The organism is Marinicrinis sediminis (assembly GCF_042685085.1).
Lineage (GTDB): Bacteria > Bacillota > Bacilli > Paenibacillales > KCTC-33676 > Marinicrinis > Marinicrinis sediminis.
This window is the reverse complement of record NZ_JBHUMM010000006.1, coordinates 1-22234: the sequence shown is the minus strand read 5'-3', so window position 1 is coordinate 22234 and position 22234 is coordinate 1. Positions and strand designations below refer to the sequence as shown.

Sequence of the window (22234 nt, the reverse complement as noted above, 5' to 3'; positions counted from 1 at the left end):
TGGCAGCCTCTATGAGAGATGAAAGATGAAACATGAGAGATGAAAGATGAGAGATGAAAGATGAGAGAGGGGAACGGGAAATGAGTCATCTTCATCAGGAAGAATTGGAGCGGGCAGCTTCACAGCCCCCAGAAGAGGAAGGGATGGAGGAACTGGACGTGCTGAGTGTCCTTCCCCATCGGTATCCGTTCGTCATGGTCGATCGCATTACCGCCAGACAATCCGGAAAATGGGTGAAAGGCTTGAAGAACGTCACCCACAATGAGTGGTTTTTTCAGGGACATTTTCCCGACAAGCCCGTCATGCCGGGGGTACTGATTACGGAAGCGATCGCCCAGCTTGGCGCGTTTGTTTTTGCAGAAGACGATCCCCATGCAGGTAAAGGACAGATCGGCATGATTGCTTCCATCAAGGAAATCAAGTTTATGCAACCTGTTGTACCAGGGCATCAACTTGAGTTGTATTTTGAAGTGATCCAGGCAAGGGGGCCCTATCTGAAAGGAAAGGGAGAAGCGAGTGTACGGGGGAAAACGGTCGCCTCTATTCAGGAGTTGATCATTTTTCGTTCCAAAGGAGAAGACTGAATGAACATATTACTGGTGGTCAGCAACTGGTCAGAAACGATGGGACACGCTGTGCGGTGTACTGCAGCCGCTGGGAAGCTGAAGGAGCGGGGCCATGAGCTTGCCTTTCTGGGACCAGCTTCCTATCAGAACTGGATACCGGAAGGGGTGCAGTTTTTTGCCTCCGTGCCCAAGCGCGACTATTTGGCTGAGGACAGTCCGTTTTTTGGATTTCATACGTACGAGGATGTCTTGTATGCCAATGGGCATCTTTCAGACGATCATCTGGTGGAAACGGTGGAACGGGAGCGGGAAGTGATTCGGACGTTCAAGCCGGATTGCATCGTCTCCGATCTGCAGTTCACCATTTCTATTGCCGCTCAAGCAGAGGAGATTCCGCTTGCTTCCATGGTGTACTGGCCGATGCATCCTGATTTTCATCGTCATGTGGAACAGGAACTGCCTCAGCGCAATATCGTTCTGAAGCGGATTCGGCAAGGGTGGAACCGGGTGTTGAAACGTTATGGGCAGCCTGCCATCAACCATACCTCTGAGCTGATATACGGACGTTCTCAGCTTCTGATCTCTCCAACCTCCGGCATCCTGGAGCAAGAGCTGCCCGCTGCCCAGCCTGATGTGCATATGGTCGGGCAGTTGGTGCCGAAGGCGAGGTTTCAAGACAGACCCTCCTGGCTGTTGCAATGGAAGGAACAGAGTCTGATAGAGAACGTACCGCTTGTTTTTATTTATTTGTCCTCGTTACCGATCGGCATTAATTCGAGAGAAGCTTTTCAGGTCTTGTATGAAGATTTGCGCAGGAGCGGATCACGGGTCATCTTTGGACTCGGTCCCTTTAATGAACAGATGCAGGGCTTTCAGCCGGAAGTCGCTACGGACCGGATTCGCTTTGAACGATTTGTACCCGGTGACACCGCGATGGAGCTGTCCGATCTGGCGATTTTTCCCGGCACACACAGCATGATGGTGGCAGCGGCCAAATACGAGGTTACAAGCCTTTCCTTTCCCGATTTGTTTGAGCGGGCATACAACAGCCACTGCCTGGAGCGGGCAGGACTTGGGCGGATCGGAACCGAGCAGGACCTGCGACCAGGTGCAGTACTGGAGCTGGTTCAAACCGTGCTGGACGAGAGAAAAGCCGGGCTTTCTGAACGCTCCCGCTCGATCCGGAATGAGCTGACTGCCTACGAACAGCAAGAACGGTTCGTTCATCTCGTGGAAAAGCTCGGCAGCGAAAAAAGGGTGGAGCCAAATGAACAATCGGGCATACCGCACAATAACGCTCACATAAAGAGCAACCATGATGGAAAGAGCGTCCTATGAACGTGAACGTCATTCGTGACAAGAGATCCATGAAAGAGGAGGCATGATGTGAAGATACAGGGTGCCTATAATTGTGTGCTGGCCGGTGTATACAACGATCTGGTGCACAATCACCAGCTTTCCTTTTCGTTTGAACAGGTGGCGTTGCAGCCGGGCTATTTTCAACTTGATCGCTGGAACCATTGGCTGGTAATTCCGAATCCGCAGTTGGTCATTGAATCCTTTCTCCGATATATCGGGGCGGAACTGATATTCCCAGACCTGCAGGATGTGCAGCAGGCCGAGCAGGTGATTCGAGGCCGGTTGTCCAGGGGCGATATTGTGCCTATTGCGATCAATCTTCGCCATTCTGTACTTGATCCCGTGCCATTTGACAGTGACAACTGGAACTTTCAGCTGATTACCAGACAGCTGGACGACCACACATTTGAAATGTTCGATATGTATCACAGTCAATGTTACAAGGCAACGAGCGAGCAGGTGCACCGCATGATTTGCACGCCATTCAACGAGCGGCTGGGCGGCTTTACCCCATGTCCGGTCGTGCAGCTGCATGACGGGGAGCTGACCAGGACACGTCTAGCGGAATCGGATCTGTTCACCTTGTATCTGGACACGATCAACAGCTATGATCTCCCGTATAATCTGGATCAGTCCAGGCAATGGTTGCAAGCGGTGAAGCATACCTTCACAGGTCTTTCTGTCGATCGGATGTATGAGTACGTATACCGCCTGATGGGGCATCAGATGCTGATTGTGAAAAGTCGAACGGAATTTGCTGATTTTCTGGCTACGCATCTGGGAGATCGTTATGCACAGCAGCTCAAGGAATGGGGAGGAAGATGGATGGAACTGGTAAATGGCATTCCGAAGAAGCTGTATCGGGGAGCGACTGATGAGGGGATGCAGCAGCTCGAAGAAGAACTGGTGTTGCTACTGGAATGGGAGTCTGCCATTTTAAGCCAGGCAAGCACTTATCTAAGGGGGGGAGAACGGTGTTAAGAACGATCACATTCGGTTCTTATCAATATGACTTTATTGCAGCGGAAAATGGATTGGAGCAAGGGGTTCAATGGCTGGAGAAGCTGGAGACAGATCGATATATGCTCATTACCGACAATGGCGTACCGGGCTTAATTGTAGAGCAGGCGAGATCAGCGCTGCAGGCAGCAGGCGAGGTAGAAGTGCTGACCTTTGCTTGCGGGGAGAAAGACAAGAATCTCACGACCGTTCAGCAACTTGCTGAAAATGTGATTGAACTCGGTGCAGACCGCAGAACGGTCATCGTCGCACTTGGGGGTGGAATTGTCGGCAACATTGCGGGCATGGTAGCCGGCTTGCTGTTTCGGGGATTGCCGCTGGTGCATATTCCAACCACCATGATGGCGGCTTCTGATTCGGTTCTGTCTCTCAAGCAGGCGGTCAATCTGAGTCATGGGAAAAATCTGATCGGCATGTATTATGCACCCAAGCTGGTCTGTGTGCATTTGCCGTTTTTGCTGTCACTGCCAGAGCGAGAGGTTCGTTCAGGCCAATGCGAACTTGTCAAAAATTTGCTGGCCATCTGCCCGGAGGAGATTGATCGTTTCACAGGCATTTTGCGGCCAGACAATCAGTATACGATGGAAGAACTGTTGGTGTGCATTGAATTTTGCATCGAGGCCAAGATGTCTGTTATGCGACAAGATCCATATGAGAAGAATGAGGCCCTGGTGCTGGAATACGGTCATACGATCGGACATGCCCTGGAGCTGGCTGCTGGAGGCGCTCTTACACATGGGGACAGCATTGCCTTTGGCATGCAGTGCGCTGCCCATATCGGACAGGACCTTGGCTTGTTGACGAAGGATGAGGTCGAGATGCATCACCAGTTGCTCAGGCAGATTAACGTTCAGGTCGTTCCCGAAGCCGGGTGGCTGCGTGAGCTGTCCAGATATTACGGCCGGGACAACAAGCGGGGCTACCGCAAGCAGGAGCCGGGCAAGACGGGCTTCATATTATTGAATGGGCTTGGCCGGATGCATCAGCAAGACGGTTCATGGATGACGCCGATCCCGAATGAGAAGGTGGAAGAAGCCATTCTTGCCCAGACGGGTCTGCAAAAAGGAATGGCGATTAGGGGGATGAGCACGTGACCATGGACACCAAAATGTCGCGTGAAGGATATGACTGGCCGGATTGGCCGCAATTTGGAGAAGAAACCATGGAGCAGCTTCGTCAGGTGCTGGCATCGAAAAGGTGGACGCTCAGTGGCTACTGGACCGGAACGGACAGCAAGGAGCAGCAGTTTGCAAAAGCGTTCGCCGCCTTTCATGATGTCCCTTTCTGCACCCCTACTACCTCTGGAACGAATGCACTCATTCTGGCTCTGGAAGGGCTTGGGGTAGGGGCCGGGGATGAAGTTATCGTTCCCGCTCTTACTTGGGTAGCCACGGCGACCGCGGTTTTGCAGGTCAATGCCAAAGTGGTTCTGGTCGATGTGGAACCGGATACGTATTGCCTGGACCCAGAGCAGGTGAGAGCAGCCATTACGCCAAGAACGAAGGCGATCATTCCAGTTCACCTTTATGGATGCATGGTGAATATGGATGCCATCATGGACATTGCCAGGGCGCATGACTTGCTGGTGATCGAGGATTGCGCGCAAACGCATGGCTCCGTCTGGAATGGTCGGCGGGCCGGAACGATCGGACATGCGGGTGCTTTCAGTATGCAGCAAGGAAAAGTTCTGACGGCTGGGGAAGGCGGAGCGGTCATTACTAAAGATCAGACGTTGTTTGATCGGATGGAGCAGCTGCGGGCCGATTCACGCGAGTTGATCGCAGGCGAGAAGCTTTCCTACGGGGATATGCAGCTGGTGGCGAGTGGTCTGATGCAAGGGCAAAACCGTTGCCTGTCCGAATTTCATGCCGCCATATTACTGGAGCAGCTCGATCGGCTGCAGGAACAGAATACAATCCGGGCTCGAAATGCGAAGCGACTGGATGAAGCGTTTGAAGCCATTCCGGGTCTGCTGCCGATGAAGCGCTATACACAGATTGACGAGCAAACTTACTATGGATATGTCGTGCGTCTGGACTTTCAGCAGTTTGGTGATTTTTTTCGGTCACGTTTTGGCGACCGGGCAGTAGAACTGATGTGTGGCAGGCTGCAACAGCAGTTGGGCATGGGTGATTTTCATCTGCATCCGCCTTATCCGGCTGTCCACCAAAGTCCGCTGTTCTGTCCATGGAAGAATGCGAGGTATCATGCTGAAGTGGCTCAGACGGAAGCCGAGTGGAGAGGTCTGCATTTTCCTGTGGCGGAAAGCGCCATGAGTCAATCCATCGTGTTACACCATTCCATATTGCTGGCCTCTTCGGATGCGATCGAGCGGATCATCACCGCTTTCAGGCAACAGCTGTCCTAGGATAGGGAAGGGAAGTTGATGAAGGTTAGTGAAAGTTGATGAAAGTTGATGGAGGTATTCATTCTGTAATAGAATGAAGCCACGTGTGAAATCGAAGACAAAGGAGTTCTGATCATCATGACGTATTCACATTCACATTCAACCCCTTCATCGATGGCGTCTCCAGCTGCTCAACCAGCGGAGGAGAAGGATCATTTGGTCGGGTCCTTGAAGCTTGCGACCTTTGCAGGCGGCTGTTTTTGGTGTATGGTTACCCCTTTTGACGAACTGCCCGGCATCATTCAGGTCGTATCCGGTTATACAGGCGGTCATCTGGATGATCCGACCTATGAGCAGGTGAAAGCTGGAGACAGCGGGCACGTGGAAGCCGTGCAAATTACGTATGATCCCGCTCTCTTTTCTTATGAAAAGCTGCTGGAACTGTACTGGGCTCAGGTTGATCCAACCGATGATGAAGGACAGTTCCAGGATCGGGGTCCCTCTTATCGGGCCATGATTTTTTATCATGATGAAGAGCAGCGGAGGCTGGCTGAGCAGTCCCGGGCTGAACTGGCAGCAAGCGGACGATTTAGCAAGCCTGTCGTAACCCCCATTCGTGCCGCTACTGCCTTCTATCCTGCGGAAGAAAGCCATCAGCACTATTACAAGAAAAATCCCGCGCACTACAAGGAAGACCGGGCTCAGTCCGGACGGGATACTTTTCTGCAGCAGCACTGGTCGGAGTAGTGAGAGACCCTATACAAAAGGACCTGATCCCAAGTAAATGGATTCAGGTCCTTTTTCACATCTATTGTCTGTATCCTTCCACATAATCCATCAGGTCGGCTATGTATTCGCCTACAATCGGAAGAGAGACAATTTTGCTAAGGATGAAGAATAAAAGCGCCAGGACAATCGACGTCCCCAGTGTCAAGCCAACCCCTCGGGCTACACCTGCAATGAGATTGACTTTGACCACTTCTTTTTTGCTGTTGAAGTGATAGGCAATATCACGAAGTCGGGACTGGAGCATGATTTCCTCGAATCGGTTCAACTGTTCTTCCAGTCTCTGTTCATCCGGCTTGTTCTGATCTTTCTTGGGCGGCATCGGTTTCACGGCGGTCACCTCCCTATTCAAATGGTATGCCACGAACGTTCCTTCCTTCTATCTCTATCTTAATCGCATTCAGGTACGAATGAAACAATCGTTTAGCTGAGACAACCGTTTAGTTGAGACGATCGTTGAACGGGATTGCAGCAGCTCGGTTGACTTCTGGATGAAGATCTCCTAATCTTAAAGACATATACATGTGAGATTTTATGACATAATTGCATGATGTGGAGGATCAACATGAGAGAGGGCATATCGGTGAATACAACAAGCATTCCGCAACAAGCGGACATTTTTCCATATTTTCAACCGATTATTTCCCTGCAAACGAAACAGATTGCAGGATATGAAATGTTAGGAAGATGGAAACAAAATGGACATATTCAATCGTTAGGTCCTTTCTTTCACCCATCTGGCGCGAATGAAGACGATCAGATCCGGCTGGACCGATATTTGCGAGAACAGGCGATTGGACAGTTCGCCCAATATAAGGACACGGACACCCGATTGTTTCTGAATATGAGGCCGTCCTGGATCTACAGGCGGTGGAAGGAAGGGCGCACTTATCCGACGATTGAGATGCTGAAGCGGACAGGACTTGCAGGAGAGCGAATCGTGATCGAGATTACAGAGCATGCATTTGAAGGAGAAATGGCGGAGTTGACCGAGATGGTACGGATGTATCGGGCATATGGCTGTCTCATTGCCATTGATGATGTGGGCAGCGGTTTCAGCTATTTTGACCGGATCGCTTGTCTGCAACCGGATATTATAAAGATTGATCTGAAAATATTAAAGAGAAGTGCGGTTCATCGCGGCTATGGTGCTTTGCTTCGGTCTTTTTCTATTGTGGCGTCTCAACTCGGCGCATCGCTGCTCGTTGAAGGCGTGGAGAATGAGTCGGATTTGCGTCAGGCATTAAGTCACGGAGCCAGATATGTCCAGGGCTTTCTGTTTTCACAGGCCAAGCCGCAATTTGAAGCACCTCCAACGTATGCGGACGAGATTGGTCAGCAGATAGCGTCCTACCGGGCAGACACCCAGCGGTTTTGGGAACGGCAGATGAGCCGGGAGAGACGGATAGAGGTTCAGTTGACCAGTGTCGTGTATGCCCATTTGGAGCGATGGAAGCAAGCGTCTGATTCAGAGCAACGTGATGTAGATGCCTGGCTTGCCCGGATGACGCCCTCACTGCCAAGGGAAGTGCTTCGGGCCTATGTTTGCCGGGAGGACGGTGAGCAGTTGACGGCGAATTATGTACGGCAAAACCAGCAAAACAAGGTGGATCAACAGAACAAGGTGGATCAACAGCACAAAGTGGAACAACAGAACCATCAGAATCAGCAGAACCAAGGGGATCAGCCGGAGCAGAGAGATCAGGGGGATCATTGGCACAGGGACACGCATGTAATTGGAGCAAACTGGAGCTGGAGACCTTATTTTATTCCTTCTGTGATCCGGATGAAGAATACGAAGCAGGGGCTTTTCTCAGCGCCTTATATGGACCTGGAGGGAATGACGGCGATTCAGACGTTTTGCTTTCCGCTGGACGAGCATCATTTTGTTTTTCTGGATATGGAATCGGACGATTATCGCAAAGGCATGTAAGGGGAAGAGAGGGAACGTCAGGCAGAGTTGGCTTTCTTTTCCGGAGGTTGACGGGAGAGAGCAGGCTTTGCCGGGACGGTTTCAGACATTGCCATGCGGCGAATTTTCACGGATAATGGAGACACAGCATCAGCAGACAGTGCTGTACAGGCGAATACGGGGGCGAACAAGCAGATGAACACGAAAATTGTAAACGCTTTAATTGTCATTTCAGGTCTCGTCCTCTGCCTCTGTGTCGGTTGGGTGGTGAAGGTGCTGTACGAGCAGCCGAATATTCAGTCTCACGAGGTAGAGCCTGCCCATGATCCATATCGGATTGCTTACATTTCTGATGAACTGGGGACGGATTTCTGGAAACGAATCCAGCATGGCGTGCAGGAAGAGGTGGACCCGGCTATTGCAGAGGTGGCGTTCTGGGGCGGGTACCGGAAAAATGCAGCGGAATTTCTGAAGCAAATGGATATGGCCATTGCTGCAAAGGTAGATGGCATGATCGTCTATGGCAAGGAAACGGAAGCCTTTGATGAAATTATTAACAAAGCCCTGATGCACGGCATTCCGGTGATGACGATCGCGGCTGATTCAGACAGCAAGCTTCGCAAAACATATATTGGCAGCAACCATTATGCAGCAGGCAAAGAGATGGGGGCTTATATGCTTCGAACGGTCAATCCGAGGACGAAGGTAGCGGTCATTCGGACAGAACTGGATGAGACCGCCGAGCAGCAGCATCTGATCGGATTGAAGATTGCCTTTTCTGAATATCCCGAGCTGCGGGTCATTGACTCGTCAGAGCAGCAGGCCAAAAACTCCTCGATCGAAGAGGCCGTTAAGCAGGTGCTGAATGAGCATCCGGATTGCCGTGTATTTATTGCCATGGAAGACAATACGGCGCAAGAGATTGCAAAAGAATTGCAGCGGCGATTCGACCTGCGCAGTTTTTCCATCTATGCGTTTGAGGACTCGCAGGAAACACTGCGCCTGATGGAGCATGGCGTGGTCAAAGCCACGATTCGTCATGAACCGGAGCAAATGGGCAAAACCAGCCTGGCGGCGATGCTGCAATGGATCAAGGGGGAACGTTTGCCGCTAAAGAAGAGCATGTATACACCCTTTGAGCTGATGACGGGAGAGGATCTGTGATGAATGCCATACAGAAAAAAATCATTTTCCTCTCCTTTACGATATGGATCTTCATGGCAGGGACGTGGATGTTTCTGAGTTATCATAATGAACACACGATTGAGAAATACCATGACATTCTGAATCGGTATCTGTTTTTAAAGGAAACCGCCAGCTTGAGCAATCAGTCTCTGACCACACTCAATGAATTCATCCTGAATGAGAACCATCAGCGCGCGCTTGATCATGCCTGGTTCAAGGAAGAACTGCGTATGAAGCAAAAGCGGTTGTATCAGATCTCAAATTCAGACAATTATACGATGATTCGCCACTACGAGGGCATGATTGAAAGTCAGCTCGAGGAGATGGATCTGGTCATTCGTTCCATCAGCTCCAATCAGGATGATGCGGTTATGACACATTTTGTGGAAGCATCGAACATTTCCAAGTACGTGTCAGAAATGACGCTGTCACTGGTGAATCAGGATCTGGAAACGTATGAAACCTTTTACCGGGAAATGATGAGTCAGAGTAAGCAGCTTAAGCAGCTGGGCTTCTGGATTCTCGTGGTCGCATCTATTATGCTGCTGCTCTTCTCCTATTCCTTCTCGATGAGCATTACGAGACCGATCAACAAGCTCACATATGCCGCGAAACGAATGGCGAAGGGGCATTTGATGGAGCCGGTTCGGGTGAGAACCAATGATGAATTCTCTTTCCTGGCGCATACGTTTAATCAAATGCGTATCAGCATTCGTCATTCTATTCAGGAACTGGAGAAGACGGCGAAGGTGGAGCGGGAGTTGCAGGAACACAAGCTGCTGCTGAGGGAAAGTGAAATCAAATCGCTGCAGAGCCAGATCAATCCGCATTTTCTCTTCAATACACTCAACACGCTATCCAAAAAAGCTTATTTGGAAGGGGCGGAAGAAACCAGCGAGCTGATCAGTTCGGTGTCTACCTTGCTGCGCTACAACCTGCGGCAGCTGGATCGACCTGTGACGATTCGCAAGGAAATAGAGGGCTTGCAGGAATATTTGCTCATTCAGAAAGCGCGTTTCATGGATCGGATTCATTATGAGCTGGACATCGATCCTGCCTGTCTGGATATCACGGTCCCGGCCTTGACCATTCAGCCATTTGTGGAAAATGCCTTCGTGCATGCCATTGAGCCGCTGGAAGAGGGCGGTTCTCTCTATATTCGCGTACGTGATGCAGGTGAGACGGCTCTCATTGAGATTGAAGATACGGGCATTGGCATGAGTGAGGAACAGATCGATCAGATCGTGAGCGGGGAGCAGGTGCCGATTCGTCAGGCATCGACAAGTACGGGCATTGGGACAGCCAATGTGATCAAGCGGCTGCGTCTTCATTACCAGCAGGAAGATATTATCGCCATTCACAGTGAGCAGGGCAAAGGGACCATCGTCCAGCTCAGGCTGCCAAAGAAACTTGAATATAAAGGGGGGAGCAGGTATGATGATTCGCATTCTAATCGCGGATGATGAACAGATTGAACGCGTTGCACTGGAGAAGATTTTGAGCAGTCATATGACAGATATTGAGATCATCGGCCAGGCGAAGAACGGCAAGGAAGCGGTGGAAATGGCCCTGACATGGAAGCCGGACTTGATCCTGATGGATATTCGCATGCCGGCGATGGATGGACTGGAAGCAGTCAGGCGCATACGGGAAGAGGATGAAGAGGTGAAATTCATCATGGTGTCTGCCTACGATATGTTTGAGTATGCCCGGCAGGCGCTGCGACTGGGGGTGACAGATTATATGCTCAAGCCCAGCAAGTCGTCCGTCATCCTGGAAACGGTACAGCGGGTGGTGGACGGTATCAGGGCCGAGCGGGCCCACAAGCAGTCGCTGGAGCATCAGCAGCATGCGCTGGATACGTTGCTGCCGATGCTGGAGACCGATCTGGTCACGCAATTGCTGTTTGACCATGTGCATGAGGTGCAGTTGCAGGAATTGCTGGCGCTGAAAGGAATCGAAGCCGGACAGCAGATGATGGTCATCAGTCTGATGCTGCGTCCTGCGCTGGAACAGCAATTGAACCGCGATGTACGCGTCGAATGGTATGTCACGCTCAAGCAGCAGTTGCAGGCCTTTTCCGATTTCTGGGTGGGCCCAATCTCCGGCCTGCAAATTCCGGTGATTATCTTCAATTCGTCCGCAACGAGTGGACGGGCTCATACAGCGTATCGCCTGAAGGCATTTTTCGACCGGATTCGAGGGAAGCTTCCCGCTGAACTGGTAGCGGGGGTGAGCTTGCCTCGCACCCATTTCACAGAGCTGAGCCAGGCGTACCATGAGTCCTTGCTCGCGCTTTCCAATGTACAGCGCGCCTATCAGATCTACTATTATGAGGATGCCGTGGAGCGCAAGCAGGCACATGCAGCGGCTGCAGATATGAGACTGGAGAAAGAAATGCTGGATGAGGCCCGAAAAGGGGAGCTCGAACGGGTGCATCAGTTGTTTGCGCAATGGATGGAACACGTGCATCAGCAGGGTGAAAGCTCGATGCTGGAAACCCAGCAGCATGTGCTGGATTTGCTCTTGCTGATCTGGCGCATGACGGAGGAAGCCGGGGCTACGATTTCCAAGCCGTATTTATCTTTCCAGAGTGCGGACATGCATCAGCTCAAGAAGGAGGCCATGGCGATCATGCAGCGAATGCTCCAGGAATATCAGGCCATCAAGCAGGAATTGTCGCCGGATGTCGTGTATCGGATGAAGGCGTTCATTCGCAAGCATGCCCATGAGGATATTTCACTGGAAATGATCGGAGAACACGTTCAGCTCAGTCCGTTCTATGTGAGCAAAATTTTCAAGGAACAATGTAAAATGAACTATATTGACTACTTGACCGATTGTCGCATCGAGAAGGCAAAACAGCTTATGCAGGACCCGGAAATTAGTCTAAAGCAGATCGCGTTCGACATTGGATACCATGATCCGAACTATTTCAGCAGAGTGTTCAAGAAGGTATGCGGCTTGTCCCCAACTGAATATCGCAAAGCGATACGGGCCTGATCGTGACGTTCAGTCCAAGCCAGTCTGCCTGGCAATCGCAAAAAAAGATAGGAAATGACAAAATCAGATAGTCTTTTCTGTCTTTTTTTCTGTCTACGATATGGTAAGCTCGGAGAACCATCATTGTAAGGGCTTACAAACATGTGAAGGGGGCAAATCCATGTTGAAGACAAAGCAGAAACAGGCAGAGGAAGGAATATGGAGCCAGTTTAGAAAAAGAAGAGGGTCGAGATCACTTGCAGCCAAACTGAGTATGGGGTTCGGCGTGCTCTGTCTGTTTTTGATGCTGACAGGCGGTTTTTCTCTGTACTTGCTGCAGCAGGGAAATGAGAATACGCAGGAAATTACCGACGAATGGATGCCGAGTGTCATGAAGGCTTATCAGTTGAAGCTGGCTTTTGCCGCCTTTATGGAAGCAGAGAGAGACTATCTGGATACTCAGGATGCGCAGTATGCCGATGTTACGGAAGTGAAGAGTCAGGAATTGCAGCAGATCGTAGAAGGGTATGTGGCTGCTTCGCAACTGGAGGAAGGCAAGAAGCTGGCCCAGACGTTTCAAATGGACTTTGAGGCGTTCGGCGTCAATCATAACAATATGATGGAGCTGGTGCAGCAAGGAAATGTGTCGGGTGCGAGACTCGTTTTCGATACGACGGCCAAGCGTTTTGTCGCGGATATGCAAGATCTGCTGAACCGACTCATTACTTTGAATGAGCAAGAGGCAGCCCGTGTATCGGTGGAGAACGAAGAGCAGGCGAGACAGGGAATGACGACGATCATGGTCGTGATGGGGGTTGTGGTGATCGCTTCAGCGTTGCTGGCCATATGGACAATACTCTCGGTGCTTCGCCCTATCCGCAAGATTAACCATGTGCTGGCTGATTTGAGTGAGGCGCGTGGCGATCTGACACGAAGAATTGACATCCGCACAGGTGATGAGATTGAACGGATGGGTCATTTGCTAAATCAGGTGCTGGGCACGATCGAGCATATGGTCGTCCATGTTCGCCAAACGACGGATGATGCGTCCGAATCGGCGAATCGGATTGAGGGCAATTGTCAGGAGTTGAGTTCCGCGAGTGAGCAGATTGCAGCGGCGATTATTCATTTGAGTGAGAAGGCCGAGCATATGCTGGAGCGAACGGTGGTTTCACGTTCTGTGATGCAGTCGTATTCAGACAAGCTTGATGAGGTAGCCCTGCACGCCCGGGAAACGTGTGGAATAGCAGGGGAGTCCAATCGCCTCAGCCGACAGGGGAACGGGCAAATCCAGGAGGTACTGGAGCAGATGAAGCGGATTGAACAGCAGCACACGGATGTACAGCAGAGCTTCCGGCACTTTCTGAATGTATTGACGGACATCGATGACGTCAATCGCATGATCCAGCAGGTGTCCCAGCAGACAAATCTGCTATCTCTGAATGCAAGTATCGAAGCGAAACGAGCCGGGGAACACGGAAAAGGGTTTGAAGTTGTCGCCCATGAGATCCGCAAGCTGTCGCAGCAGGCCGGCCATTCCTCCAAGCGAATTGTAGAGCTGTTGGCTCAGATGAAGCAGGATATGAATCAGCTGGAGCTTGAATTTAATGCAAATGAGGCGACAATTGAAGAAGGCAGTCGTCAAATGGGTACGCTTCGAGTTACGTTTGATCAACTGGAGCATGCGAACCAGCAGGTCGTGGAACTGGGAGAACAGACCCAGAGCGGTGTGCTGGATATCCAGGAGGCTGCTGCATCGATGCTGCAAACGATTCAGCATATTCATCATTTGTCGAATGAGCAGTCCGCGTCCAGTGAGGAGATTTCCGCTTCCGCGCAAGAACAGCAAGCAAATACGCATCACATTCAGCAGTTGTCCAGTGAGCTGGTGCAGCAGTTTTACCAGTTGAAGGAGCGGGTTGGACAATTTGCGACACAATCCGGCAAATCATGAAAGCGGTTAAAAAAGTGAAGATGATTGCAAAATAGTATAGAACCTTGCGGCGTGAAAGCGTTTCATACCATGATAGACTTGGTTTGTAAGCAAAACCAAAACGAAAAGGGGCGTAACGATTGATGAAAAAATGGATGAAGAAAAGCACACTGATGATGCTCATGCTGGTTCTGACTTTTGCACTGGCTGCATGCAACAACGGGAACACAGCCAACAATAGCGGAAATGCTGGAGGCAACGAGGCGAGCGGTGACAAGAAGGATGACAAGATCGTGGTGGGCTTCTCCATGGATACGCTGGAGGAAGAGCGTTGGAAGAAGGATCGTGACTTGTTTGTCGCAGCTGTAGAGAATCTGGGCGGAGAAGTGAAGGTCCAGTCAGCCAATGGTGACGATGCCCTGCAAATTTCACAGGCTGAGAATCTGATTAGCCAAGGAGTCGACGTGCTGGTTGTCGTTCCCCATAATGCAGAGGCTGCTGCTACCATCGTCGAAAAAGCCCATTCCGCGAACATCAAGGTCGTCTCTTATGACCGTTTGATCAAGAACTCCGATGTGGACTTATATGTATCCTTTGACAATGAGCGTGTAGGTGAAATGCAGGCAGAAGCGATTACAAAGCTGGCGCCAGAAGGAAAATATGTATACATCGGCGGAGCGGATACCGACAATAACGCCCACTTGTTCAAAAAGGGAGCCTTTAATGTCCTTCAGCCGCTCATTGATGGCGGGCAGATTGAAGTCGTCTATGATCAGTGGACGAAGGAATGGAATCCAGCCAACGCCCTGGCGAACATGGAAAATGCCCTGACGGCCAACAATAATGATATTACAGCAGTCGTCGCAGCAAATGATGGAACAGCAGGCGGAGTCATTCAGGCGCTTCAATCCCAGGGACTTGCCGGAGAGATTCCGGTATCCGGACAGGATGCAGAGCTGGCTGCCGCACAGCGGATTGTAGAAGGCACGCAAACGATGACCGTTTACAAGCCGATCAAAAATCTGGCTGAGAAAATTGCTGAGGTGTCTGTCATGATCGCCAAAGGAGAAAGCGTCAGCACCGATCAAACGGTCAACAATGGAAAAATTGATGTGCCATCTATCCTGCTTGATCCGATTGCGGTAACAAAGGAAAACATCGATGACACGATCATTGCCGATGGGTTCCATTCCAAGGAAGACGTCTACAAGAACGCAAAATAAGTCTGAACGATCTGAGATCTGAACGGATTCAAGGGAAGTGTGCAGGAGCTTGTTCTTGACACTGTTCCCTTCCCTTGCCTTTGAGCCATCTGTACACAAGCAAAGTAGAGAAAGGGAGTGAGAACATGGCAAACGCATTGGAGATGCGCGGGATTGTCAAGGAGTTTCCCGGGGTGAAGGCGCTCGATCAGGTGACCTTCTCGGTCAAGCAGGGGGAGATTCATGCCTTGTGCGGGGAAAACGGCGCAGGCAAATCCACGCTGATGAAAGTGCTCAGCGGTCTGTACCCGGCTGGCACGTACGAAGGTCAGATTATCATTGATGGAAAAGAGAAGCAGTTTCAGCATATCAAGGATGCGGAAGAAGCGGGTATCGCGATTATTTATCAGGAGCTGGCGATTGTAAAGGATCTGTCCGTTGCCGAGAATCTGTTTCTGGGCAAGGAGCCTGCAACCTTTGGGGTGGTGCACTGGGATCGCGTGTTCAAGGAAAGTGAGAAGTGGCTGAAAGAGGTAGGACTGAAGGACGTAAGTCCAGATTCGCAGGCAGGCTTGCTCGGAATCGGCAAGCAGCAGCAGATTGAAATTGCCAAGGCGTTGTCCAAGCATGCCAAGATTCTGATCTTGGATGAGCCGACCGCTGCCTTGACAGAGCAAGAGGTAGAAATCTTATTGGGCATTCTAAGAGAGCTCAGAAGCCGCGGCGTTTCCTGTATCTATATTTCTCACAAGCTAAATGAAGTGTTCTCAATTGCGGATACGGTGACCGTGCTAAGGGATGGTCAGACGGTGGCCTCCAGGCCGACCGCAGAGTTGAATGAGGATGACGTGATTGCGCTCATGGTTGGACGCGAAATGAAGGAGCGGTTTCCGAAGGTGACCTCACAGCCTGGGGAAGTCGTGCTCTCTGTGAAGAACTATACCGTTCATCACAAGGATAAGCCGGGCGTAAACGTCATTGAGGATGTTTCCTTTGACTTGAGGGAAGGTGAGATTCTGGGCATAGCCGGTCTGATGGGTGCTGGACGAACCGAACTGGTCATGAGTCTGTTTGGCGCTTATGAAGGCAAGGCGAGCGGCTCGGTGTTCATTAACGGCAAGCCGGTTACGATTCGTACGACCCATCAGGCGATTCAGGCTGGATTGGCCTATGTGTCTGAGGATCGCAAGAAATTCGGACTGGTGCTTGGCATGGATATCAAGAAAAATGTTACGCTGTCTAGTTTGCAGAATATCTCGAACTTGAGTGTGATTGACAATAATCAGGAAGTTGCGAGCGGAGACGAATATATTCAGTCCTTGAAAATCAAAGCCCCTTCATCCGAGACGATTGTCGGGACGCTCAGCGGAGGCAACCAGCAGAAGGTGGTGCTCGGGAAATGGCTGATGACCCAACCCCGAATCCTCATTCTGGATGAGCCGACACGGGGGATTGACGTCGGGGCCAAATTCGAAATTTATAACATTATGAATCAGCTTGTGCAGCAGGGGGTAGCGGTGATCATGGTTTCCTCAGAACTGCCGGAGGTGCTCGGCATGAGCCATCGTGTACTGGTATTGTCTGAAGGAAGATATGCCGGAGAATTCCAGGCTGAAGAAGCGACCCAAGAAAAGATTATGACAGCTGCAACGGGAGGGAAAAAACGATGAGTGGAAATCAACCTGTCGTCGTAAATGATCATAAGCAGCGCAAGCTGACGTGGTTCAAAATTGATATTCGGGCCTACACGATGATTGCGGCGCTTGTGTTTATCTGGATTTATTTTGCCATGATGAGCGATGCTTTTTTAACGACACGCAACTTGTCCAACTTGTTTCTGCAAATGTCGGTTACGGCAATTCTGGCAATTGGCATGGTGCTGATTATTGTAGCCGGGCAGATTGACCTGTCGGTCGGATCACTGATGGGACTGACGGGCGGCATCGCAGCCATATTGAACGTCTGGTATGATTGGGATACGATTCCCGTCATTATTGCCACACTGGCCGCAGGCGCCCTAATTGGTCTGTTTCAAGGTTGGGTGGTCGCCTATCAGGCCGTACCCGCCTTTATCGTCACCTTGGGCGGCATGCTGATCTTCCGGGGGATCTTGCTGGGGATCACAGACAGTGTGACGATTGCGCCGCTTTCTGAAGATCTGAGATTTATGGGACAATCTTATGTAGACAAGAATATCGGTTATCTGCTGGCGATTGCAGCCTTTGTCATTCTCGTCTTTTTGCAAATTCGCCGCAGGCAGTCACGCGTCAAATATGGTTTTGATGTGGCGCCTTATCTGATTTTGTTCGGGAAGCTGGCGTTCTTCGGGATTTTCATTGGTGGATTTGTTTACCTGATGAATGATTACAAAGGCATTCCGGTTCCATTTATCCTCGTTATTATTCTGGCCATTATCTTCACATTTATTGCGAAGAATACGATTTTCGGCCGGCACGTCTATGCGCTGGGTGGAAATGCGGACGCGGCACGATTGTCAGGTATCAACATCAAGCGCCGTATCCTGCTCGTATTCGTCCTTGGGAATACGCTGGCGGCCATTGCGGGTCTGGTGTATACCGCGCGTCTGAACGCGGCGACCTCGGGTGCCGGGGAGATGTATGAGCTCGATGCGATCGCGGCCTGTGTAATCGGGGGCACCAGTCTCATGGGTGGTGTTGGAACGATTTCTGGTGCGATCATCGGAGCACTGGTGATGGCAAGCCTGGATAACGGGATGAGTATTATGAATATTGAGTCCTTCTGGCAGCAAATTGTAAAAGGCAGCATTCTGGTTGTAGCGGTCTGGATCGATATTTACAGTCGCAGAAAATCAAAACAAGCCTGACCGGATGGGATGGACATAGGAAAAGATGGTTTGTGCAGCGCGCTCTGCCGGACCATCTTTTTTGATTGCAGACAGCGGATGGCGCTTCAGTCCCCCCTCATAATGCATGTGCATTAAAGGGAAATGGTCTCAGATGGAGAATATGTAATCTATACGGCTAAATTTGAAAACATCGGGTGAGTACATGGACTTTGATACGTTTCGCAAACAAAACTTAAAACGCTGGAATGAGATTGTCATCTCCTGTTTTTGGCTCGTGCTGTTCTTCTATGTGATTGGACAGGTTACGGTCTTAATCTTGTCCGTCCAGCTGGATCGAGCAGAATTTGAACTTCAGAATTATCTGATCTACCATATGCTGATTCCGGATCTGCTCGTACTGATCCTGACGATCTCGGCGCAGTTGCTCGTGCGCGTGAAGCCGGTTGGCAGTGAGCTTGGCATCCTGATCTTGGGCACGCTGGTTTCGTATACGATTTTTTCCTTTATGTCCGGGGATATTCATGGGGGACAGGTCATCCTGGCTCTGCCGATTATCACCAGCATCTTGTATTTTAACAAGGCCCACCTGCTGTACAGTGCGATTGTGAATATTTCATACTTTATTATCAAGTATATTTTCTTTACTCCGGCAAATGGCAATGTCACGCCCTATGAGTTCGTCGTCAGCCTGCTTATGCTCAGTGGGATCGCGTTGATCGGCTTTGGTGTGATTGCCAGAGGCATCGAGATGTGGAAGCTGCTGGAGGATTCGAAGAAAACAGAGCAGGATTTGATGGTTCGCAGTATTATCCTGGACAAGCTGACGAAGACCGATGCGCTAACGGGCTTGTATAATCACAAGACCTTCCATGAGTATATGGAGAACCTGATCGAGCAGAGTGATTCGTATCCGTTGCCACTGCAGCTCTGTATTCTCGATATCGACAATTTCAAGAAGGTGAATGATACGTACGGTCACAAGGTCGGGGACACGGTGCTGAAGCATGTGGCGAAGGTGCTCGAGGAGGGAACGACACAGGATGATGTCGTGTCTCGTTACGGCGGAGAGGAGTTCGCAATCATCTTCACAGGGAAGACGCTGGAGCAGAGCCGTATCCTACTGGAGGAGATCAGGCAGACGCTAGAGCAGCTGACGTATGAGGAGCTGGAGGGAAGGTCCATTACGGTCAGTGGAGGACTGTCTGATCGGGATGCAACAGAGTCGAAGGACCAGTGGTTTGTCCGCACAGATGACCTGTTGTATGAGGCGAAGCGAAGCGGAAAAAACCGCATTGTGACGGAACATTTTATCTCAGAAAAAACAAGTTAAATTTTACCCTTTACTTTTGTGATAATCCGTCATATAATAATCTTCGTAGCTCAGACGAGCACAACAACATACGCGGTCGTGGCGGAACTGGCAGACGCGCTGTCTTCAGGCGGCAGTGGGATTTTCCCGTGGAGGTTCGAGTCCTCTCGACCGCATATCAGATTAAAGGGTTTTAGCTAAAATGGCTAAAGCCCTTTTTTATTTTTATTCATTTTGTTGATGGATTGTTGAATAGTAAACGAACAGCTGTACGTTGGGTTGAATGGGTTAATGAAATGAACTCGAAGTAAGTCATGTGATCGTTGAAGAGAAGCGCGGAGGGCTTTTGGAAACGAAACCTTTGCAAGATTTTGAATATGGAGACTGGCATAGATTATCATTTCTTATACGGAGTTTGAATTTGTAATCGTGAAAAAAATGGAATTTTTACACGAGGTTCATTCACTAAATAGCCATTATCCCAGAATAAATTAGGTGAAAATGAACTGTACCCCAGTTGTTGGATACTGCTAACTTTTGGAGATACAGTTTTTTTGATCAGTAATCATAGAGCCATTAGTTTAAAGAATGGAGCTAAACCATAGGGAAAATAATTCACTTGTGGTTCAACTCCATTGTTCTTTACAAATCAATTACTTAGAGAAAAACACTAAAAGAAATTACACATATACATACAATAACCGTTATATATCCACCCTGCTTTATAGCATCAGGATTCTTAATTCCAGTTAGTTTGAATTTAAAAATAGTATCGGGGAAAATAATTTGTAACATTCCTATTGCTAGACCAAGTATACCTAGCAAAGTGATATTATTCATATATGATCACCATCCTTTACCTGTTAACATATTCATCCATTCTTGAGCGTTTGGTGCTCCTTCATAAGTAGAATATATAACAGCAGTCCCTCCTAAATCAAAAGGAAGATCAAATCCAAATGCATATTCTTTTTCCATCGAAATAGGTAAAAAATATACTTCTGCTGCCACAAAAGCCGTAAAGAAGTGCTATTTTATGGGTAGTGCTTCTTTGTCTGAAAGCGAGAGCTTTATAGCCTAAGATAGCTATGAAGGTTCCATTAGTAATCCATTGTCTCTCAATATGTATACTTATGTAGAGAATAATCCATTGGGTTATACTGATCCTACAGGACATTAGAAAATGTTTCCTGGTTGAAGATGCATATGATAATGCGCTCAAAAATAGAATGAATGGATCATTCTCACATAATACTTGGATGAAACAATAAAATCTTTGTGGATAACAACGGTAATTTATCTTCAGCATATGGAAATCATGTATTTGATGTCAGTTACTGTAGGAAGTGATTCGATGTTTAGAATACGTTACTTATTAACAATGGAACCTGAGATCGCAAGCATGGATTTGATTGAACTTGAAAAAGAGGGAATTGTATCCGGATATATGGAATTATATTTTAATGAAAAAGATTATGGAATATATCCTGATATCATTCCTCCCAAGGGATTACAAGGATTATATCTACTGTCCACATGGTTTGAACAACTAACTGAAGCAGTCTATTTATTATCACAGTCTGGTATCGTATATATCAACGACACTGAATCTCACAATTCTTGGATTGAATTAAAACGGATCAATTGGAATGAACTCGAAGCAAGCCATGTGATAGTTGAAGAAAAGCACGGAGGGCTATTAGAAACGAAACCTTTGCAAGATTTTGAATATGGAGATTGGCAAAAGGTTATCATTTCTTATACGGAATTTAAAGTTGAAATCGTGAAAAAAACAATGGAGTTTCTACAGGAGATTCATTCACTGAATAGCAATTATTCTAAAATAAGTTGGGTGAAAAGAATAGTTACCACTCTTGAGAAGATAACGGAATTGTAAAAGCAGAGTTTAAACAAGATTTTTCCAAGAGCCTCCCCTAGAACCACTGGGTATGCCGTACAAGCGAAAACCAAGCAAGGAAAGCAAATGAAATGGCATTACTTATGTGTACTTGTATTGATCTTTACTAAGGAGTTGAGAACCACCTATGAATCAAAAACAATTAAATATTATCTTAATGACCTTTACTATTCTGATTGTCGTCATGGGATGTAGCAGTACAGAAAACTCTTCTCATAAGGGACATAATACTCAAAGTAGTGAAGCGGATGTAAATCAACCTGAACAAAATAAAGATCAAGACGAAATATATCAGTCTGAAGAAAAAGATATCCAAGACAAAATGAAAGTGGATGGGTTCACTTCAGAAATGCCAAACGTATATGAAATAACTGCAACTGCAGAATTAAGAGAAGAAGAAGATGCAGATCGAATTGTATATGAAGTATTCATAAATAAACCGAAAATAGAGATGAAGCATATAACCCTTTCATTTTCTCTACATCCTAAAATGTTTGATAAATTAAATACCAGCAATGTATTTATGTCGACTGCTATGTTCGATCAATCTACAAGTTTACAACCAGGAGAAGAACCCTATGGCACAAGCTTAGCCAGAGGCTTTGTAATGAATAAAAATCTGATTGAGCAGGATATGAAAAATATATATGATCAAATATTTGTCAAAATTTCATATGTCACAAAAGAAGAACAAGTGGAAGAATATTTCCAACTCCAAGCAAAAATTTCCTCCCAGTTAGAAAAATACGTGAATGATCAATTAGGGTCTGTCAATAATTTTGTGTAAACTCATTTATAAGGAATCTCCCATAAGGGAGATTGACCTGATGATTCAGGGTAAATGCTGACCAATACGCTCTGGATAGAAAACGGATAGCTGGAGAAGGA

19 protein-coding genes and 1 tRNA gene are annotated in these 22234 nt (G+C 48.7%); 18 read left to right on the top strand and 2 right to left on the bottom strand.

Features of this window, described 5'->3' with window-relative positions; genetic code table 11:
- Window positions 1-80: 80 nt before the first annotated feature.
- The 6 genes from fabZ (at window position 81) to msrA (ending at window position 6039) form a co-directional block, all read left to right on the top strand.
- Window positions 81-584, top strand: a complete 504-nt coding sequence (gene fabZ, locus ACFSUC_RS04025; protein WP_379928204.1) for a 3-hydroxyacyl-ACP dehydratase FabZ — start codon at window positions 81-83, stop codon at window positions 582-584.
- Window positions 585-1904 (top strand): glycosyltransferase, encoded by a 1320-nt coding sequence (locus tag ACFSUC_RS04020; RefSeq protein WP_379928203.1) that lies wholly within the window; start codon window positions 585-587, stop codon window positions 1902-1904.
- Between the two features lie 48 nt (window positions 1905-1952).
- Window positions 1953-2906, top strand: a complete 954-nt coding sequence (locus ACFSUC_RS04015) for a hypothetical protein (protein WP_379928202.1) — start codon at window positions 1953-1955, stop codon at window positions 2904-2906.
- On the top strand, window positions 2900-4039 hold the full coding sequence (locus ACFSUC_RS04010; RefSeq protein WP_379928201.1) for a 2-deoxy-scyllo-inosose synthase: 1140 nt from the start codon (window positions 2900-2902) through the stop codon (window positions 4037-4039). The genes ACFSUC_RS04015 and ACFSUC_RS04010 overlap by 7 nt, the downstream gene beginning before the upstream one ends.
- Window positions 4040-4041: 2 nt before the next feature.
- Window positions 4042-5313 carry a DegT/DnrJ/EryC1/StrS family aminotransferase gene (locus ACFSUC_RS04005; protein ID WP_379928214.1) on the top strand — a complete coding sequence of 424 codons (1272 nt, stop codon included), beginning with the start codon at window positions 4042-4044 and terminating at the stop codon, window positions 5311-5313.
- A gap of 207 nt (window positions 5314-5520) precedes the next feature.
- Window positions 5521-6039 (top strand): peptide-methionine (S)-S-oxide reductase MsrA, encoded by a 519-nt coding sequence (msrA, locus tag ACFSUC_RS04000; protein WP_379928213.1) that lies wholly within the window; start codon window positions 5521-5523, stop codon window positions 6037-6039.
- Between the two features lie 61 nt (window positions 6040-6100).
- Here msrA and ACFSUC_RS03995 read toward each other — a convergent pair whose 3' ends face one another.
- Window positions 6101-6400 (bottom strand): DUF5665 domain-containing protein, encoded by a 300-nt coding sequence (locus ACFSUC_RS03995; RefSeq protein ID WP_379928212.1) that lies wholly within the window; start codon window positions 6398-6400, stop codon window positions 6101-6103.
- A 243-nt stretch (window positions 6401-6643) separates the two neighbouring features.
- Here ACFSUC_RS03995 and ACFSUC_RS03990 point away from each other — a divergent pair, with 243 nt between their 5' ends.
- The 10 genes from ACFSUC_RS03990 to ACFSUC_RS03945 all read left to right on the top strand — a co-directional run bounded on the left by ACFSUC_RS03990 (window position 6644) and on the right by ACFSUC_RS03945 (window position 19604).
- Window positions 6644-8011 (top strand): EAL domain-containing protein, encoded by a 1368-nt coding sequence (locus ACFSUC_RS03990; protein ID WP_379928200.1) that lies wholly within the window; start codon window positions 6644-6646, stop codon window positions 8009-8011.
- Window positions 8012-8185: 174 nt separating this feature from the next.
- On the top strand, window positions 8186-9154 hold the full coding sequence (locus ACFSUC_RS03985) for a sugar ABC transporter substrate-binding protein (RefSeq protein WP_379928199.1): 969 nt from the start codon (window positions 8186-8188) through the stop codon (window positions 9152-9154).
- Window positions 9154-10638, top strand: a complete 1485-nt coding sequence (locus ACFSUC_RS03980) for a sensor histidine kinase (protein ID WP_379928198.1) — start codon at window positions 9154-9156, stop codon at window positions 10636-10638. The genes ACFSUC_RS03985 and ACFSUC_RS03980 overlap by 1 nt, the downstream gene beginning before the upstream one ends.
- Entirely contained in the window at window positions 10610-12178 is a 1569-nt protein-coding gene (locus tag ACFSUC_RS03975; RefSeq protein ID WP_379928197.1) for a response regulator transcription factor, read from the top strand. The genes ACFSUC_RS03980 and ACFSUC_RS03975 overlap by 29 nt, the downstream gene beginning before the upstream one ends.
- 160 nt (window positions 12179-12338) lie before the next feature.
- Window positions 12339-14111 carry a methyl-accepting chemotaxis protein gene (locus ACFSUC_RS03970; RefSeq protein ID WP_379928196.1) on the top strand — a complete coding sequence of 591 codons (1773 nt, stop codon included), beginning with the start codon at window positions 12339-12341 and terminating at the stop codon, window positions 14109-14111.
- Between the two features lie 122 nt (window positions 14112-14233).
- Window positions 14234-15313 carry a D-xylose ABC transporter substrate-binding protein gene (gene xylF, locus ACFSUC_RS03965; protein ID WP_379928195.1) on the top strand — a complete coding sequence of 360 codons (1080 nt, stop codon included), beginning with the start codon at window positions 14234-14236 and terminating at the stop codon, window positions 15311-15313.
- Between the two features lie 125 nt (window positions 15314-15438).
- Entirely contained in the window at window positions 15439-16962 is a 1524-nt protein-coding gene (locus ACFSUC_RS03960; protein WP_379928194.1) for a xylose ABC transporter ATP-binding protein, read from the top strand.
- Window positions 16959-18137 (top strand): sugar ABC transporter permease, encoded by a 1179-nt coding sequence (locus ACFSUC_RS03955; RefSeq protein WP_379928193.1) that lies wholly within the window; start codon window positions 16959-16961, stop codon window positions 18135-18137. The genes ACFSUC_RS03960 and ACFSUC_RS03955 overlap by 4 nt, the downstream gene beginning before the upstream one ends.
- 184 nt (window positions 18138-18321) lie before the next feature.
- Entirely contained in the window at window positions 18322-19449 is a 1128-nt protein-coding gene (locus tag ACFSUC_RS03950) for a GGDEF domain-containing protein (protein WP_379928192.1), read from the top strand.
- Window positions 19450-19521: 72 nt separating this feature from the next.
- Window positions 19522-19604, top strand: a tRNA-Leu gene (locus ACFSUC_RS03945).
- Window positions 19605-20274: 670 nt separating this feature from the next.
- Here the strand turns inward: ACFSUC_RS03945 and ACFSUC_RS03940 are convergent.
- Window positions 20275-20439, bottom strand: a complete 165-nt coding sequence (locus ACFSUC_RS03940) for a hypothetical protein (RefSeq protein ID WP_379928191.1) — start codon at window positions 20437-20439, stop codon at window positions 20275-20277.
- Window positions 20440-20782: 343 nt separating this feature from the next.
- Here ACFSUC_RS03940 and ACFSUC_RS03935 point away from each other — a divergent pair, with 343 nt between their 5' ends.
- Both ACFSUC_RS03935 and ACFSUC_RS03930 read left to right on the top strand, forming a co-directional pair.
- A complete protein-coding gene (locus tag ACFSUC_RS03935; protein WP_379928190.1) occupies window positions 20783-21325 on the top strand; it encodes a hypothetical protein in 543 nt (180 codons plus the stop codon).
- A gap of 148 nt (window positions 21326-21473) precedes the next feature.
- Window positions 21474-22133 carry a hypothetical protein gene (locus tag ACFSUC_RS03930; protein ID WP_379928189.1) on the top strand — a complete coding sequence of 220 codons (660 nt, stop codon included), beginning with the start codon at window positions 21474-21476 and terminating at the stop codon, window positions 22131-22133.
- Window positions 22134-22234 lie beyond the last annotated feature (101 nt).